Consider the following 14,788-nt stretch of genomic DNA (forward strand, 5'->3'; position numbering starts at 1 on the left):
CAGGTCAGGGCCGCCGCAACTGCACGCGGTGTCCTGCGTGCCGCCCAGACCCGAGCGGGTGGCGGAGGTGGCGTACGACCACATGGAGAACGGCGCACGATTCCGCCACACCGCCCGCTTCCGCCGCAGGCGACGCGAGGTCAGGGCCGCATCAGTACCTTGACCGCGCCCTCCTGCTTCTTCTGGAACATCTCGTAGGCGTGCGGGGCGTCCGACAGCGGCACGTGATGGGTCGCGAAGTCGTCGACGCCGAGCGGGTCCTCGTCGGTCAGATACGGGATGATCTCGTCGATCCAGCGCCGGACATTGGCCTGGCCCATCCGGATCTGGATCTGCTTGTCGAACATCGTGAGCATGGGCAGCGGGTCGGCCATGCCGCCGTAGACGCCGGTGAGGGAGAGCGTGCCGCCGCGGCGCACCAGTTCGATGGCGGTGTGCAGGGCGGCGAGCCGGTCGACGCTGAAGCGTTCGGCGAACGGTCCGCTGATCTTCCTCGGCAACAGGGCCGAGGCGTTCTGGGCGAGGCGGGCGACCGCGCTGCCGTGGGCCTCGGTGCCGACGGCGTCGATCACGGCGTCCGGTCCGCGTCCGTCGGTCTCGTCGCGGATCGCCTGGACCAGTTCCTTCTCGCTGTCGAAGCTCCTGAGGTCGTACGTCTCCACGCCCCGCGTGCGGGCCCGGCGCAGCCGCTCGGACACGAGGTCCACGCCGAAGACGCGCCCGGCGCCGCGCACCTGGGCGACCCGGCAGGCCATGTCGCCGATGGGCCCGAGTCCGAGCACCGCCACGCTGCCGCCCTCGGGGACGTCCGCGTAGGCGACGGCCTGCCAGGCGGTGGGCAGCACGTCGGAGAGGTAGACGAACCGGTCGTCCGGCGGGCCCTCGGGGACCTTGATGGGTCCGAACTGGGCCTGCGGAACGCGCAGGTACTCGGCCTGGGCGCCCGGTACGGCGCCGTACAGGCGGGTGTAGCCGAACAAGGCGGCGCCCATGCCCTCGCTGGTGACCTGAGTGGTCTCGCACTGGGTCGGCAGCCCGGTCATGCACATCCAGCACTTGCCGCAGGCGATCTGGAAGGGCACGACGACCCGGTCGCCCACCGAGAGGTCGGGCACCCCGGCGCCGACCTCCTCGACGATGCCCATGGGTTCATGGCCGAGGATGTCGCCCGGCGTCATGAACGGGGTGAGCACCTCGTAGAGATGCAGGTCGGAGCCGCACAGCCCGGACGAGGTGATCCTGATGATCGCGTCCGTCGGTTCCTTGATCTTCGGATCGGGCACTTCCTCCACCCGTACGTCCCGCTTGCCCTGCCAGGTCACAGCCTTCATCGCCCGGCTCTCCCTCCGTCACGTCGTGTGTCGGTCCTGGGGTGAGGCGCCCCGGGTACCCGGGCGGACTCCTGCCGAACCGCGATCCAGGGCCGATCGGCCTAGTCGACGCGACGAATCAGAAACGGACGGGTATGGCCATCAATGAACTTATAAGCGCACAATCAAAGACACGAGACGGGCGGGCACTGTGGGCATGGCGGGCATGGTGGGCAGGGAGCAAGGGACGCGCTCGCGGCGCGCCCGTACGGCGGCGGCGCTGCTGACCGTCACGGGCCTCTTCGTCGCGGGCTGTACGGGACACGGCACACCCCGGGACCCGGCCGACGACGGACGCGGACAGTTCCGCACGGATCAACCGAGCACGTCACCACCGAACACATCGGAACCGAGCAAGGAGGCCCACCGTCCCTCCGTGCTCGCCGTGAAGATCGACAACGTGCGGGAGGCGCGCCCGCAGACCGGCATCGACTCCGCCGACGTCGTCTACGCCGAGCAGGTCGAGGGCGGACTCAGCCGCCTCATGGCGGTGTACGCGACGAAACTGCCGAAGGCCGTGGGCCCCGTGCGCAGCGCCCGCGAGTCGGACCTGGAGCTGCTGCGGCAGTTCGACGACCCGACGCTCGCCTTCTCCGGCGCCCAGAGCAAACTGATGCCCCTGATCAACGGGGCGCCGCTGGTCGCCCGGACTCCCGAGAAGGCAACCGGCGCCTACTTCCGCGGCGCCGACAAGGTCTCCCCGCACAACCTCTTCCTGCGCCCCAAGAGCCTGGTGCCCGCCACGCCGGGCGCCGCCGCGCTGACGACCGGCTTCCACTACGGCCCCGCGCCCGCCGGCGGCACCAAGGACACCTCGGAGACGGTCCGCTTCCCGGCCGCCCGCTTCTCCTTCACCTGGTCACAGAGCCGGGAGCGCTGGCTGGTCTCCATGGACGGCGCCCCCGACGTCACGGCCGACGGGAAGCGGCTGGCCCCGGCCACGGTCGTCGTGCAGTACGTGAAGGTCCGCAAGTCCGCCTTCCACGACTTCCTCGGCAACTACACGCCCTACACGGTGACCGTGGGCTCGGGCAAGGCGAAGGTGCTGCGCGACGGCCGCTCCTACGACGTGAACTGGAAGCGGGCGAAGGCCACGGACGGCACGGAGTTCACCACGAAGGACGGCTCCGCGGTGAACTTCGCCGAGGGCCAGGTGTGGGTCGTCTTCGCGAAGGCGTCCTGATCAGCGCTGGGTGAGAAGGGGTTCCGCGGGATTGCGGAGCCCCTCCGCCGCGTCCGCGACCCGGCGGATCAGCTCGAAGAAGCGGCCCTGCTCGTCGGCGGAGAGCGGGGCCAGGAAGACCTGGTTCATCCGGGCGGTGCGCACGGTCAGCTTGCGGTGGGTGCGCACCCCGTCCTCGGTCAGGCGCAGCAGGAAGCGGCGGCCGTCCTGGGGGTCGCGGACCTTGTCGAGCAGTCCGCGCCGGCCGAGCCGGCTGATCACCTCGGCAATGGTGGACCGGTCGAGCCCCACCCGCTCCCCCACCGTGCGCTGGTCGAGCCCCGGCTCGGCGACGAGCGCGTTCAGGACCGCGAACTGGGGCGAGGTGATCTCCTCGGAGACCATCGTGTTCCACAGCAGGTAGTGCGCCTGCTGGAGCCGCCGGGCGAGGTGCCCGGGGTGGGTGGTGAGATCCACCGCGGCCATGTGCGCTCCCGAGTCAGGTTGGTGGGCGTTTTGGTCGGTGCACTGAAGAGTAGTGAGCCTTGACGCCAGGCTGCCACAGTGGCAGCTTAAGAAAAACCTCGCTGAAATACTCAGTGCACTGAGCAGTTGGAGAGATGAGGCTACGCGGATGGACAAGGTGGTCGCCACAGCCGCCGAGGCGGTGGCCGATGTGCCGGAGGGCGCGTCGCTCGCGGTCGGCGGTTTCGGACTGAGCGGTGTTCCGAACGTACTCATCCAGGCCCTGTACGAGCAGGGCACCGGCTCGCTGTCGGTGGTCTCCAACAACTGCGGGGCGATGGAGTCGGGCCTCGCGGTCCTGCTCGCCGCCGGGCGGATCGCCCGCGTGACCGGCTCCTACATCGGTGCCAACAAGGAGTTCGCCCGCCAGTACCTGGCTGGCGAACTGGAGGTCGAGATGATCCCGCAGGGCACGCTGGCCGAGCGGTTGCGGGCGGGCGGCGCCGGGATCCCCGCCTTCTTCACGCCGGCCGGTGTGGGCACCCAGGTCGCCGACGGCGGGCTGCCCTGGCGCTACGACGGCTCCGGCGGCGTCGCGGTGGCCTCCCCGCCGAAGGAGGTCCGCGAGTTCGACGGCACCGAGTACGTCCTGGAGCGCGGGATCCGCACCGACTTCGCCCTGGTGAGGGCGGCGAGGGGCGACCGGCACGGCAACCTGGTCTTCAACAGGTCCACCCGGAACTTCAACCCCCTCGCGGCCATGGCGGGCAAGGTCACGATCGCCGAGGTGGAGGAACTCGTGGAGCCCGGCGAGATCGATCCGGACGCGGTGCACCTGCCGGGCATCTTCGTGCAGCGGGTCGTCGCGCTGACGCCGGAGCAGGCGAGGGACAAGCGGATCGAGCAGCGGACGGTCTCCACGCCCGCGGCACGAGGGACGGTGAACGGCTGATGGCCTGGACACGGGAACAGATGGCCGCGCGGGCCGCGCGCGAACTCCGGGACGGCCAGTACGTCAACCTCGGCATCGGACTGCCGACGCTGATCCCGAACTACCTCCCCGAGGACGTCGAGGTGATCCTCGAATCCGAGAACGGCATCCTGGGCACCGGCCCCTACCCCACCGAGGACCAGGTCGACCCCGACCTGATCAACGCGGGCAAGGAGACCGTCACCGTGCTGCCGGGGGCGTCCTTCTTCGACTCGGCGCTCTCCTTCGGGATGATCCGGGGCGGGCACATCGACGTGGCCGTGCTCGGCGCCATGCAGGTGTCCGCGACCGGCGACCTGGCCAACTGGGCCATCCCCGGCAAGCTGATCACCGGGATCGGCGGGGCGATGGACCTGGTCCACGGCGCCCGCACGGTCATCGTGGTGATGACGCACACCGCCAAGGACGGCTCGCCCAAGATCCTCACCGAGTGCGCGCTGCCGCTGACCGGCAAGGCGTGTGTGAACCGGATCATCACCGACCTCGGCGTCCTCGACGTCACCGAGGACGGCCTGGTGCTGGTCGAGACGGCACCCGGGGTGGGCGTCGAGGAGATCACCGCCAGGACCGACGCCGAGCTGACCGTCGCGAAGGGCCTGCAGTGAAGAACGTCTACATCGTCGACGCGGTCCGTACTCCGGTCGGCCGCTACAACGGAGCTCTCTCCTCGGTACGCCCGGACGACCTGGGCGCGCACGCGATCCGTGAACTGCTCGGCCGTACGCCCGATCTGGACCCGTCACGCATCGAGGACGTCTACTTCGGCAACGCCAACGGCGCCGGTGAGGAGAACCGCAACGTGGGCCGTATGGCCGCGCTGCTGGCGGGCCTGCCGACCAGCGTGCCCGGCGTGACCGTCAACCGCCTGTGCGCCTCGGGCCTCGAAGCCGTGATCCAGGCGGCCCGGGCCATCGCCCTCGGGGACGCCTCCATCGCGGTGGCCGGTGGCGTGGAGTCGATGACCCGGGCGCCGTACGTGCTGCCCAAGTCCGACAAGCCGTTCCCGGCCGGGCACACCGAGCTGTACTCGACCACGCTGGGCTGGCGCATGGTCAACCCGCGGATGGAGCCGCAGTGGACGATCCCGCTGGGCGAGTCGGCCGAACTGATCGCCGACAAGCACAAGATCGGCCGCGAGCAGCAGGACGAGTTCGCCCTGGCCTCGCACCAGAAGGCGGCCGCGGCACAGGCGGCAGGATTGTTCGACGCCGAGCTCGCGCCGGTGTCGATCCCGCGGCGCAAGGGTGAGCCGGTCGTCTTCGGCGCCGACGAGTGCGTACGGCCGGACGCGTCGCTGGAGGCGATGGCGAAGCTCAAGCCGTCGTTCCGCGAGGACGGCGGGACGGTCACCGCGGGCAACGCGTCACCTTTGAACGACGGTGCCGCCGCGCTGCTACTGGTGGACGACGAGGGCCTTGCGGCGACCGGTCGCGAGCCGCTGGCCCGGATCTCCGCGACCGGCGTCAACGCGCTCGACCCGCACTACTTCGGGCTCGCCCCCGTCGAGGCGGTCAACCGGGCACTCGCCAAGGCGGGCAAGGGGTTTGACGACCTGTCAGTACTGGAGCTGAACGAGGCCTTCGCCGCTCAGGTGCTGGGCTGTGTCGCCGAGTGGCCCGAGTTCGACCCGGCGGTCCTCAACCCGCAGGGCGGGGCGATCGCGCTGGGCCATCCGCTGGGTGCCTCCGGCGCGCGTCTGGCCGGCACGGTCGCCCATCAACTCGCCCGCAGGGGCAGCGGAGTCGGCGTCGCCACCCTGTGCATCGGCGTCGGCCAGGGTCTCGCTCTCGTCCTCGAACGTTAACGGAACGCAGGAATCGTCATGACTCTCACCCAGCACGACATCGACCGGGAAATCGCCGCCGAGCACGCCGCCTACGAGAAGCGGCTCGCCGACGGCGCTCCCGTCGAGCACCAGCCGCGCCGCGACTACGCGCCCTACCGCTCCTCGGTGCTGCGGCACCCGAAACAGCCGCCGATCGGCATCGACGTGTCCCAGGACCCGGAGCTGGTGGAGCTGCACTCGCCCGCCTTCGGGGAGCGGGACATCACCGAGATCGACAACGACCTGACCCGGCAGCACACCGGGGAGCCGATCGGCGAGCGGATCACCGTCGAGGGGCGGCTCCTGGACCGCAACGGCCGTCCGCTGCGCGGTCAGCTGGTGGAGATCTGGCAGGCGAACTCGGCCGGCCGCTACGCCCACCAGCGCGAGCAGCACGACGCCCCGCTGGACCCGAACTTCACCGGCGTCGGCCGCACCCTGACCGACGACAGCGGCTGCTACCGGTTCACCACCGTCCAGCCGGGCCCCTACCCCTGGCGCCAGCACGTCAACGCCTGGCGGCCGGCCCACATCCACTTCTCGATCTTCGGCACGGCGTTCACCCAGCGGCTCGTGACGCAGATGTACTTTCCGAGCGACCCGCTGTTCCCCTACGACCCGATCATCCAGTCGGTGACCGACGACGCGGCCCGTCAGCGGCTCGTGGCCACCTACGACCACAGCCTGTCCGTACCGGAGTTCTCGATGGGCTACCACTGGGACATCGTGCTCGACGGACCGCAGGCCACCTGGATCGAAGAAGGACGCTGACCCAGCCATGACGAAGATCGACACCAGTCGTCCGGAGACCGTGCTGCCGACCCCGTCGCACACGGTCGGCCCCTTCTACGGCCATGCCCTGCCCTTCCCCGGCGGTGGCGACATCGCGCCCGTCGGCCACCCGGACACCATCACCCTCCAGGGCTACATCACCGACGGCGAGGGCAACCCGCTGCCGGACGCCTTCGTGGAGCTGTGGAGCGCCGACTCGGACGGCAACATCCCGCAGGCCGACGGTTCCATCCGGCGCGACCCCGCGAGCGGCGGCTACCTGGGCCGCAACGGCGTGGAGTTCACCGGCTGGGGCCGCATCCAGACCGACGCCAACGGCCACTGGACCGCGCGGACCCTGCGGCCGGGCGCGCGCGGGCGGAGCGCCCCGTACATCAGCGTGTGCGTCTTCGCGCGCGGGCTGCTGGTGCACCTGTACACCCGGATCTACCTGCCGGACGACGAGACGGTCCTCGCCGCCGACCCGCTGCTGGCCCGGGTGCCGGCCGAGCGGCGCGACACGCTGATCGCACGCCGGCAGGGCGATGGCACCTACCGTTTCGACATCCGCCTTCAGGGCGAAGGCGAGACGGTCTTCCTGGAGTACCAGTGACTTCTCCCGATCCCGACACCGGACTGCTCGCCCCCGGGTGGGCAGGCTCCCCCGCCGCCGCCGCGACCGCCGACGGCGCCTACCTCCAGGCGCTGCTCGACGTGGAAGCCGCACTGACCCGGGTACAGGCCCGGCTGGGTCTCGCCCCGGACGGTGCGGCCGACGCGGTGACCGAGGCGGCCCAGGCGGACCGCTTCGACGTACGGTCCCTCGCCGGGCGTGCGCGCGGCGGCGGCAACCCGGTCATCCCCCTGGTCGCCGACCTCACCGAGGCGGTCGGCGAGGAGTACGGCCCGTATGTGCACCGGGGGGCGACCAGCCAGGACATCCTGGACACCGCGACGATGCTGGTGGCGGCGCGCACGCTCGACCTCGTGCTGGCGGACCTCCACCGCGTCCAGCAGACCCTGGCCCGGTTGGCCGCGGAGCACCGGGACACCGCGATGCCGGGGCGAACGCTCACCCAGCACGCCGTACCGACGACGTTCGGGCTGAAGGCGGCCGGGTGGCGGTCCCTGGCGCTGGACGCGCGGGACCGGGTCGCGGCCGTACGGGACTCCCTCCCCGCCCAACTCGGCGGCGCCGCCGGGACCTTGGCGGCCTTCACGGCGTACGGCAGCGAGGACACCCAGGCGCTTACGGCGGCCTTCGCCGCGGAGCTGGGACTCCGGACGCCGCTGCTTCCCTGGCACACCCTCCGTACCCCCGTCGCCGACCTCGCCGGATGTCTCGCCTTCACCGCCGGCGCGCTGGGCAAGATCGCCGCGGATGTCCTCGTGCTCGGCCGTACCGAGATCGCCGAGCTCGCGGAAGGCAGCGGGGGCGGCTCCTCGGCCATGCCGCACAAGGCGAATCCCGTACGGTCCACGCTGATCGCCGCCGCCGCCCGGCGCGCGCCGCAGCTCGCCGCCACGCTGTACGGCTCCCTCGCCGCCGAGGACGAGCGGCCGGCCGGCGCCTGGCACGCCGAGTGGGAGCCGCTCAGGGACCTGCTGCGGCTGGTCGGCGGAGCCGCCCGGGACACCGCCGAACTGACCGAGGGGCTGCGGGTCCACCCGGACACCATGCGGGAACACCTCGACCTCACCCACGGATTGATCGTCTCCGAGCGGCTCTCCGCCGAGCTGGCGTCCGTGCTGGGCCGCACACGCGCCAAGGCCCTGCTCACGCAGCTCGCCGAGCGGACCTACGCCGAAAGCCGGTCACTGGGGGAACTCCTCTCCCAGGAGCCCGAGTTGAAGGACGTCGACCTCGACGAGCTCACCGACCCCGCCCGCTACACCGGCTCCGCCGGTGCCCTCACCGACCGTGCTCTGGAGCGACGTTGACCGAGAAACTCCTCAACCACCGCGCCGAGGGCCCCGCTTCCGTTCCCCCGCTGCTGCTCGGGCCCTCGCTCGGGACCTCGTACGCCCTGTGGGACAAGGTGGCGCCCGAGCTGTCCATCAGCCACCGGGTGATCCGCTGGGACCTGCCCGGACACGGCGGTTCGGCGGCCGAACTGATCGGTCCCGGCGCCACCGTGGGTGACCTCGCCGATCTGGTGCTGGCGCTCGCCGACTCGCTCGGCGTGGAGCAGTTCGCGTATGCCGGGGTGTCGCTGGGCGGTGCGGTCGGTCTACACCTTGCCGTGCATCACCCGGACCGTGTCCGGTCGCTGGCCGTGATCTGTTCGAGTGCCCACTTCAACGGGCGGGGTCCCTGGGAGGAGCGGGCCGAGCGGGTCCGCCGGGAGGGGCTGGAGTGGCTGTTGGAGAGCGCGAACTCCCGTTGGTTCGCGGGTGACTTCACCGTGCCGCAGCTCGTACGGGACCACGCCGAGGCCGATCCGTCCGCGTACGCCGCCTGCTGTGACGCCCTGGCCTCCTTCGACCTGCGCGACCGGCTCACCCGGATCTCCGCACCGACCCTGCTGATCGCCGGCCGCCAGGACCCGGCGACCCCGCCGCCCCATCTGCGGGAGATCGCCGACGCGGTCCCGCGCGCCACGCTCGTCGAACTCCCAGGGACCTCGCATCTGGCACCGGCGCAGTGCCCGGAAGCCGTCCTCACCGCGCTGCGCGCCCACCTCGACGGGGGTGCCAAGCGGGGCATGGAGGTGCGGCGCGAGGTGCTCGGGGACACGCACGTGGACCGGGCACAGGCGCGGCAGACACCGTTCACCGCCCGCTTCCAGGACTTCATCTCCCGCTACGCGTGGGGCGAGATCTGGACCGACCCCACGCTCAGCCGCCGCGAGCGCAGCATGATCACGCTGACGGCGCTGGTCGCGCACGGCCACTACGACGAGCTGGCCATGCATGTGCGGGCGGCGCGGCGCAACGGCCTCACGCCGGAGGAGATCGGTGCCGTACTGCTCCAGACAGCCGTCTACTGCGGGGTGCCGGCGGCGAACTCGGCGTTCGCCACGGCGCAGCGGGTGCTGGCGGAGGAGACGGAAGGGTGACCCCGGCAGGGACAGGCGCCGGCTGTGCGGATGTGCCTACGGTAGGGGCATGTCGACCATTCTGATCACCGGTGCCACCTCCGGTCTCGGCCGCTACGTCGCCTTCGAACTGGTCCGCTCCGGTCACACCGTCCTCGCCCACGGCCGGGACCCGGGCCGTACCGGGACCCTGGTGGAGGAGCTGCGGTCCGAGGGGGCGGCCGAGGGTTTCGTGGCCGACCTCACCTCCCTGGCCCAGGTGCGCGAGCTGGGCGCGCGGGTCGCAGAGTCCCACCCCGGGCTCGATGTCCTGATCAACAACGCGGGCGTGGGCGCGGGTTCGCCCGGCTCGGGGCGGGAGGTGAGCGCGGACGGGCATGAACTGCGGCTGGCGGTGAACTACTTGGCGCCGGTCGCGCTGACCAGAGCACTGTTGCCGACGCGGCCGGCGCGGATCGTCAACGTCGGGTCGGTCGGCCAGGAGCCGGTCGACTTCGACGACGTCGAGTTCACCCGCGGCTACGACGGCTTCGCCGCGTACCGCCGCGCCAAGTTCGCCCTGGCGGCCCACACCTTCGCCCTGGCCGAGGAGTTGGCGGGAACGGAGGTCGCGGTCAACGTCGTGCACCCGGCGACCTTCATGGACACGGCGATGGTCCGCGAGGGCGGGGTGGCCCCGTGGTCGACGGTGGCGGACGGGGCTCCGGGTGTGCTGGCCCTGGCGACCCAGGACCTGGGCACGGGCCGCTTCTTCGACGGGACGAATCCGGCGCGGGCGCACGAGGGGACGTACGACAGGGAGGTGCAGAAGCGCCTGTCGGCCGTCACCGACCGGCTACTGGTGTCCTGAGGAGGCGAGAACGCCGGTCACCGCAGGCCCCAACCCGTCTCCAGCACCTCCCTGGCCTGCGTCACCAGCCCGTCCGCCCCGCACGAACGCGCCAGCCCCAGGCCCCGGTTGAGCTCCGCCACGGACCGTGCCGCGATCCCGTACTCCACCCGCGCCGCCGCATGCTCGTACTGACAGGGCGACGCCTCCAGGTAGGCGACCGCCTGCGCGGCGAGCCGTACCGCCCGCTGCCCGGTCTCCAGCGCGGCAGCGCACCTGAGCGCCTCACCGATCGCCGTGTCCGTGCCGAGCCGCTCGGCATGCCGGCGCACCTCCGTGGCCAACTGGGCGGCCCGCACCGGGTCCTCGACGGCGAGAGCGCGCGCGAGATCGACGGCCCACGGCACCAGCACCGGATTGTGGTGTCCCCGGACCGCCGCCGCCTTCTCCGCGGCCTCCAGTTCGTTGATCCCGTCCTTGGTCCTGCCGACGGCCAGCAGCAGCCGCCCCCGCACGGACCGCGGATCGGGCAGCACGATCGTGGACGGATACGGCGGCGCGAACCCGTACTGCTCGGCGATCGCCCACGCCTCCTCGACATGCCCGCGCGCGAGCAGCGTGTCGACGAGGTTGCAGGTCGCCGACCAGTACAGGGGCAGTCCTCGCCCCACCCGCTCGGCGAGCCGCAGTGACTCGCGCAGGGAGGTCTCCGCCTCCCTGAGCCGCCCGCGCCGCCGGTGGCCCAGGCCGACGTAGGCATGGGCGAGCGCGAGGTGGCCGCCGCTCCAGCCGGCCGACTCGTAGGTGCGCAGGGCGTCGGTGTAGAGGGCCTCGGCGCGGTCCAGCCGGTCCGTGAAGGCGTAGGCGCTGGCCAGCATCAGCGGCAGTTCGAGGCCCCACTCGGTGTCGGTCCAGCCGAGTCCGGGCGCGAGGCGGCCGTTGACCAGGGCGCGGTCGCACATTTCGGCGATCTCCTCGGCGCTCTCGCCGTGGGCCATCGCGTCGAATCCGCGCAGGATGAGCAGGGCCCGCTCGGAGTTGTCCCGGCCGGTGCAGGTGGCGGCCAGCGCGGCGAGCCGCTCGGAACGCGCCGGGGAGGTGGCCTCGCCCGGGTAGAGCCCTTCCCAGGTGTACTGCACGGCCTGGAGGCGCAGTCGGGCAGGGCCTTCGTCGTGCCGGGCGGCCTCCGTCTCGACCGTGCGGACCGCCTCCTCCAGCTGGTTGTTGTGCATGAGTGCCTGGGACAGGCGGACGACGGCGTCCACCCGCGCGGAGCCCTCCAGGCCCGGCATGGCGAGCGCGGTCTGGAGGTGGCCGATGGTCTTGGCGGGGGCGGTCAGGAGGGTGGCGCAGCCGAGTTCGAAGAGCACGCGGGCGTGGACCTCGGGCGGCGGGGGTTCCAGCAGCGCGCGCTCCAGGCAGCGGCGGGCGGCGTCGGGGGCGCCGACGAGGAGGTGTTCGCGGGCGGCCTCGCGCAGCTGCTCGACGAGTTCCTCGTCGTCGTCCGGGTGGACCTGGAGCAGGTGCCGGGAGGCGGCCGCGGCGCCGAGCCCGGAGTCGGTGACCAGTTGGGCGGCGATGCCGTGCATGGCCTTGCGCAGGGCGTCGGGGATGGACTCGTAGACGGCGGTGGCGATCAGCGGGTGTACGAACTCCAGCTCGTCGTTCGCGCCTGAATCGGTCAGGATGCGGGCGTTGCGCAGGAGTTCGGCGCAGAGCGCGGCCTGGTCCGGCTTGAGGGTGGCGAGACTGGCCACCAGGCCGACGGAGATGTCGGTGCCGAGGATCGCGGCCGCCCAGGCGAACCGGGTGGCGTCGATGCCGAGTTCCTCCAGGCGGGCGACGAGTCCGCCGCCGCGGGCGGAGCGGTTCAGTTCGCGCAGTTCGTTCGCCGAGCCCTCGCTGGGCTCGATGTCGCTGTCCCGGACCTTGGCGAGGAGTTCGACGGTCTCGTACGGGTTGCCGCCGGTGACGGCCCACACCTCGCGGCAGAACGGGGCGTCGGCGTGTTCGCCCAGGGTGGCGCGGGTGAGCCCCGCGGTGGCCTCCGGGGTGAGGGCGCTCAGGCTGGTGACGGGGCAGCCCGCGGCGCCGGCCACGGTCTCCAGGAGGCGGGCGCGCTCACCGTCGGCCTCACCGGGGCGACGGGCCACCACGACCAGGACGGACAGGTCGTCCAGGCGCTCGGCGAAGGCGGCGAGCCAGCGCAGGGTCTCCTGGTCGGCCCAGTGGGCGTCGTCGACCATCAGCACGAGCGGCCAGTCCCGGCGGGCCAGCCGGCGCACCGCGGCGACCAGTCCGTCGCACACGCCCTGCGGGTCGGCCTGCCGCTCCCCCGGGTCCGCGATGCCGAGGGCGGGGCCTGCGATGTCGTACCAGTCGCCGAGGTACTCGCGGGCCTCCTCCGGCATCAGGGACAGGAGGGCGGGCTGCAGCAGTTGTCGCACGACGTTGAAGGGGACCGACCTGAGGGTCTCGCCGCCGCGGGCCGACCAGACCGTGCAGCCGCGGGCCTCGGCGATGCGGCGGGTCTCGGCGAGCAGGGCGGTCTTGCCGAAGCCCGCCTCACCGCGGATCACCAGCACGCTGCCCGAGGACGCGCGGTCCGCGCACAGGGAGTCAATCACCCTTTCGACGGCGGCGAGTTCCTCGTCACGCTCCCACAGCGAGGCCGGGGCGGCCGCAATGGGCCGTACCTCCGTCATCCCGCTACCTCCCCAAGTCGCCCGAACGACGTGCAGATCTCGAGCGTAGCCGTCCCGGTGCGGAAGCGGAGGACGGTCGGGGTACCTGTTGCCTTGACGGGTGACCTGCGGTACGGGCAGGCGACGCGCCCTGCCCGCGACCTGCCGCCGACGAACCTGACCGACAGTCAGCCATGGGCGCCGCCGCGCGTTCCGGCAGCGAACTGTGCTTCGTCCGAGCCGAGTTGATCACCTCGTACGGCAGCGGCGGGCGCGGGGCACCGAGGCCCGGGGTCGTGCTCGCGCCGAAGGCCGCGCGCAAACCGCGCGCACCGAGGCCGACACCTTTGTCGAACTCGAGCCGGCCGAACTGCGGGAAGCCACCCGTCGCCGTCGGCCTCTACGGGCAAGCGCACCACCCGCTCCACCTGAGACCTCTGCGTCAGGCGCCGGCCGGGCTCGACACGCTGTCGGTCGAGGGCGTCGTCGCCACCCTCACCTTCCGCACGGCGCACGCGCGCCCGCGCACGCGCCGCCCTGGGTGTTCCCGCGCGGGTCGTCCGGAATCGGGCGGGCCCCTCTCATCCCTCTTTCACCGAGTGCTCATACGGTGGGGGCATGACGCAGGAGACTCCCCCCGGGTGGTACCCCGATCCCGGGCAGACAAGTGACGGTCCCGCCGCCGAGCGCTGGTGGGACGGCAAGGCGTGGACGGAGCGGACCCGGCCCGCCGGCTCGGCCGCCGCATGGGGTCCCCCGGAACAGGTCGCGAGCCCCGGGGACGCCGGGCAGTACCCGGCCTTTCCGCCGTATCCCGAGCAGCCGCCGGCCGGATCGCGGCGCGGCCGCATGGGCATAGCCGTGGCGGTGGCGGTCGTGGTCCTGGCGAGCATAGGCGTGGGTGTGTACGCGCTGGCCGACAGCGGCAACGGCAACGGTGACTCCGCCACCTCGCAAGGGCCGGGAGGCCAGGGCGGCCCGGGCGGCACCGGGGGCCAGGGCGGGCCCTTCGGTGGCAACGGAGGGTCCGGCGGCTCGGGCGGCTCCGGCGGCAGCGGGGGTTCCGGGGGCGCGTCGCCCTCCCCGCAGGGGTCCGAGGCACCGAAGATCGAGAGCGGTTCGGTGACCGACTCGATCGACGGGATCAGCCTGCCCATCCCGGACGACTGGTACGGCCAGGAGATCCAGGTCGGCGCGTCCGTGACCTCGAACGACTCCTATGCCTGCCCCGGCGACACCTCCGAGAAGTGCACGAAGGGCGGTGCCTACTCGGCGCCCGCGCTGGCGCTGCGCACCAAGGGCAGTACGGCCGAGGCGGTCGCCAAGGCCGACATCGAGGCCAACGCCGAGCAGTCCTACGGCGGCAAGACCTACGGTTCGATCACTTCGCACGACGTCCTCGCCTCCAAGGCGGTGACCGTGGCCGGGCAGAAGGGCTATCTGGTCCGCTGGAAGGCGGTCACCAGCAAGGGCTCCGACGGCTATGTCGAGTCGCTGGCCTTCCCGTCCCCCGCGAACCCGCAGCAGATCGTCGTGGTGCGCTTCGGGGTCGACGTCGAGGAGGGCCAGAGCGTGATCGACGACATCACCAAGGGGATCAAGGTGTCGACGGGCGGCGGCAGCGGCCAGGACGTCTGACGCCGGCCCCGCACA

General features: G+C 72.1%; 13 protein-coding genes and 1 pseudogene. 11 read left to right on the forward strand and 3 right to left on the reverse strand.

What is annotated here, in order from left to right; genetic code table 11:
* Nucleotides 1-28: 28 nt before the first annotated feature.
* Nucleotides 29-163: pseudogene (locus ACZ39I_RS10655) on the forward strand (ATP-dependent DNA ligase); the annotation flags it as partial.
* Here ACZ39I_RS10655 and ACZ39I_RS10660 read toward each other — a convergent pair.
* Nucleotides 141-1,331: a zinc-dependent alcohol dehydrogenase gene (locus ACZ39I_RS10660; protein ID WP_467244100.1), complete on the reverse strand. Its 1,191-nt coding sequence runs from the start codon at nt 1,329-1,331 to the stop codon at nt 141-143. The pseudogene ACZ39I_RS10655 and the gene ACZ39I_RS10660 overlap by 23 nt on opposite strands.
* A gap of 196 nt (nt 1,332-1,527) precedes the next feature.
* Between ACZ39I_RS10660 and ACZ39I_RS10665 the strand changes: the two genes are divergently transcribed.
* Nucleotides 1,528-2,553: a DUF3048 domain-containing protein gene (locus ACZ39I_RS10665; RefSeq protein WP_467244101.1), complete on the forward strand. Its 1,026-nt coding sequence runs from the start codon at nt 1,528-1,530 to the stop codon at nt 2,551-2,553.
* Here the strand turns inward: ACZ39I_RS10665 and ACZ39I_RS10670 are convergent, their stop codons facing one another.
* Complete coding sequence (locus ACZ39I_RS10670; protein ID WP_467244102.1) at nt 2,554-3,018, reverse strand: MarR family winged helix-turn-helix transcriptional regulator; 465 nt, start codon at nt 3,016-3,018, stop codon at nt 2,554-2,556.
* 148 nt (nt 3,019-3,166) lie between these two features.
* On the opposite strand from ACZ39I_RS10670, the gene ACZ39I_RS10675 reads away from it, so the two are divergent.
* The 8 genes from ACZ39I_RS10675 to ACZ39I_RS10710 are packed head-to-tail and all read left to right on the forward strand — an operon-like array spanning nt 3,167 to nt 10,472.
* Entirely contained in the window at nt 3,167-3,949 is a 783-nt protein-coding gene (locus tag ACZ39I_RS10675; protein ID WP_467244103.1) for a CoA transferase subunit A, read from the forward strand.
* A complete protein-coding gene (locus ACZ39I_RS10680; RefSeq protein WP_467244104.1) occupies nt 3,949-4,593 on the forward strand; it encodes a CoA transferase subunit B in 645 nt (214 codons plus the stop codon). The genes ACZ39I_RS10675 and ACZ39I_RS10680 overlap by 1 nt, the downstream gene beginning before the upstream one ends.
* On the forward strand, nt 4,590-5,792 hold the full coding sequence (locus ACZ39I_RS10685) for a thiolase family protein (RefSeq protein ID WP_467244105.1): 1,203 nt from the start codon (nt 4,590-4,592) through the stop codon (nt 5,790-5,792). Before ACZ39I_RS10680 ends, ACZ39I_RS10685 begins: the two co-directional genes overlap by 4 nt.
* Before the next feature lie 18 nt (nt 5,793-5,810).
* Nucleotides 5,811-6,584, forward strand: coding sequence for a protocatechuate 3,4-dioxygenase subunit beta (gene pcaH, locus ACZ39I_RS10690; RefSeq protein ID WP_467244107.1), 774 nt, complete (start codon nt 5,811-5,813; stop codon nt 6,582-6,584).
* Between the two features lie 7 nt (nt 6,585-6,591).
* Complete coding sequence (gene pcaG / locus ACZ39I_RS10695) at nt 6,592-7,197, forward strand: protocatechuate 3,4-dioxygenase subunit alpha (RefSeq protein ID WP_467244108.1); 606 nt, start codon at nt 6,592-6,594, stop codon at nt 7,195-7,197.
* Complete coding sequence (gene pcaB, locus ACZ39I_RS10700; RefSeq protein ID WP_467244110.1) at nt 7,194-8,525, forward strand: 3-carboxy-cis,cis-muconate cycloisomerase; 1,332 nt, start codon at nt 7,194-7,196, stop codon at nt 8,523-8,525. Before pcaG ends, pcaB begins: the two co-directional genes overlap by 4 nt.
* Nucleotides 8,522-9,643 (forward strand): bifunctional 3-oxoadipate enol-lactonase/4-carboxymuconolactone decarboxylase PcaDC, encoded by a 1,122-nt coding sequence (gene pcaDC / locus ACZ39I_RS10705; RefSeq protein WP_467244111.1) that lies wholly within the window; start codon nt 8,522-8,524, stop codon nt 9,641-9,643. The genes pcaB and pcaDC overlap by 4 nt, the downstream gene beginning before the upstream one ends.
* Before the next feature lie 49 nt (nt 9,644-9,692).
* Entirely contained in the window at nt 9,693-10,472 is a 780-nt protein-coding gene (locus ACZ39I_RS10710) for an SDR family NAD(P)-dependent oxidoreductase (protein WP_467244112.1), read from the forward strand.
* 17 nt (nt 10,473-10,489) lie between these two features.
* Here the strand turns inward: ACZ39I_RS10710 and ACZ39I_RS10715 are convergent, their stop codons facing one another.
* Nucleotides 10,490-13,156 carry an ATP-binding protein gene (locus ACZ39I_RS10715; RefSeq protein ID WP_467244114.1) on the reverse strand — a complete coding sequence of 889 codons (2,667 nt, stop codon included), beginning with the start codon at nt 13,154-13,156 and terminating at the stop codon, nt 10,490-10,492.
* A 597-nt stretch (nt 13,157-13,753) separates the two neighbouring features.
* Here ACZ39I_RS10715 and ACZ39I_RS10720 point away from each other — a divergent pair.
* Nucleotides 13,754-14,773: a DUF2510 domain-containing protein gene (locus tag ACZ39I_RS10720; protein WP_467244115.1), complete on the forward strand. Its 1,020-nt coding sequence runs from the start codon at nt 13,754-13,756 to the stop codon at nt 14,771-14,773.
* Nucleotides 14,774-14,788: the final 15 nt, after the last annotated feature.

This window comes from Streptomyces sp. NPDC024687, assembly GCF_055559055.1.

Coding starts and splice junctions, on each gene's coding strand:
- ACZ39I_RS10660 (WP_467244100.1), bottom strand. CDS start 1,331: ATGAAGGCTGTGACCTGGCAGGGCAAGCGGGACGTACGGGTGGAGGAA.
- ACZ39I_RS10710 (WP_467244112.1), top strand. CDS start 9,693: ATGTCGACCATTCTGATCACCGGTGCCACCTCCGGTCTCGGCCGCTAC.
- ACZ39I_RS10720 (WP_467244115.1), top strand. CDS start 13,754: ATGACGCAGGAGACTCCCCCCGGGTGGTACCCCGATCCCGGGCAGACA.
- pcaH (WP_467244107.1), top strand. CDS start 5,811: ATGACTCTCACCCAGCACGACATCGACCGGGAAATCGCCGCCGAGCAC.
- ACZ39I_RS10665 (WP_467244101.1), top strand. CDS start 1,528: ATGGCGGGCATGGTGGGCAGGGAGCAAGGGACGCGCTCGCGGCGCGCC.
- ACZ39I_RS10670 (WP_467244102.1), bottom strand. CDS start 3,018: ATGGCCGCGGTGGATCTCACCACCCACCCCGGGCACCTCGCCCGGCGG.
- pcaG (WP_467244108.1), top strand. CDS start 6,592: ATGACGAAGATCGACACCAGTCGTCCGGAGACCGTGCTGCCGACCCCG.
- ACZ39I_RS10715 (WP_467244114.1), bottom strand. CDS start 13,156: ATGACGGAGGTACGGCCCATTGCGGCCGCCCCGGCCTCGCTGTGGGAG.
- ACZ39I_RS10680 (WP_467244104.1), top strand. CDS start 3,949: ATGGCCTGGACACGGGAACAGATGGCCGCGCGGGCCGCGCGCGAACTC.
- ACZ39I_RS10675 (WP_467244103.1), top strand. CDS start 3,167: ATGGACAAGGTGGTCGCCACAGCCGCCGAGGCGGTGGCCGATGTGCCG.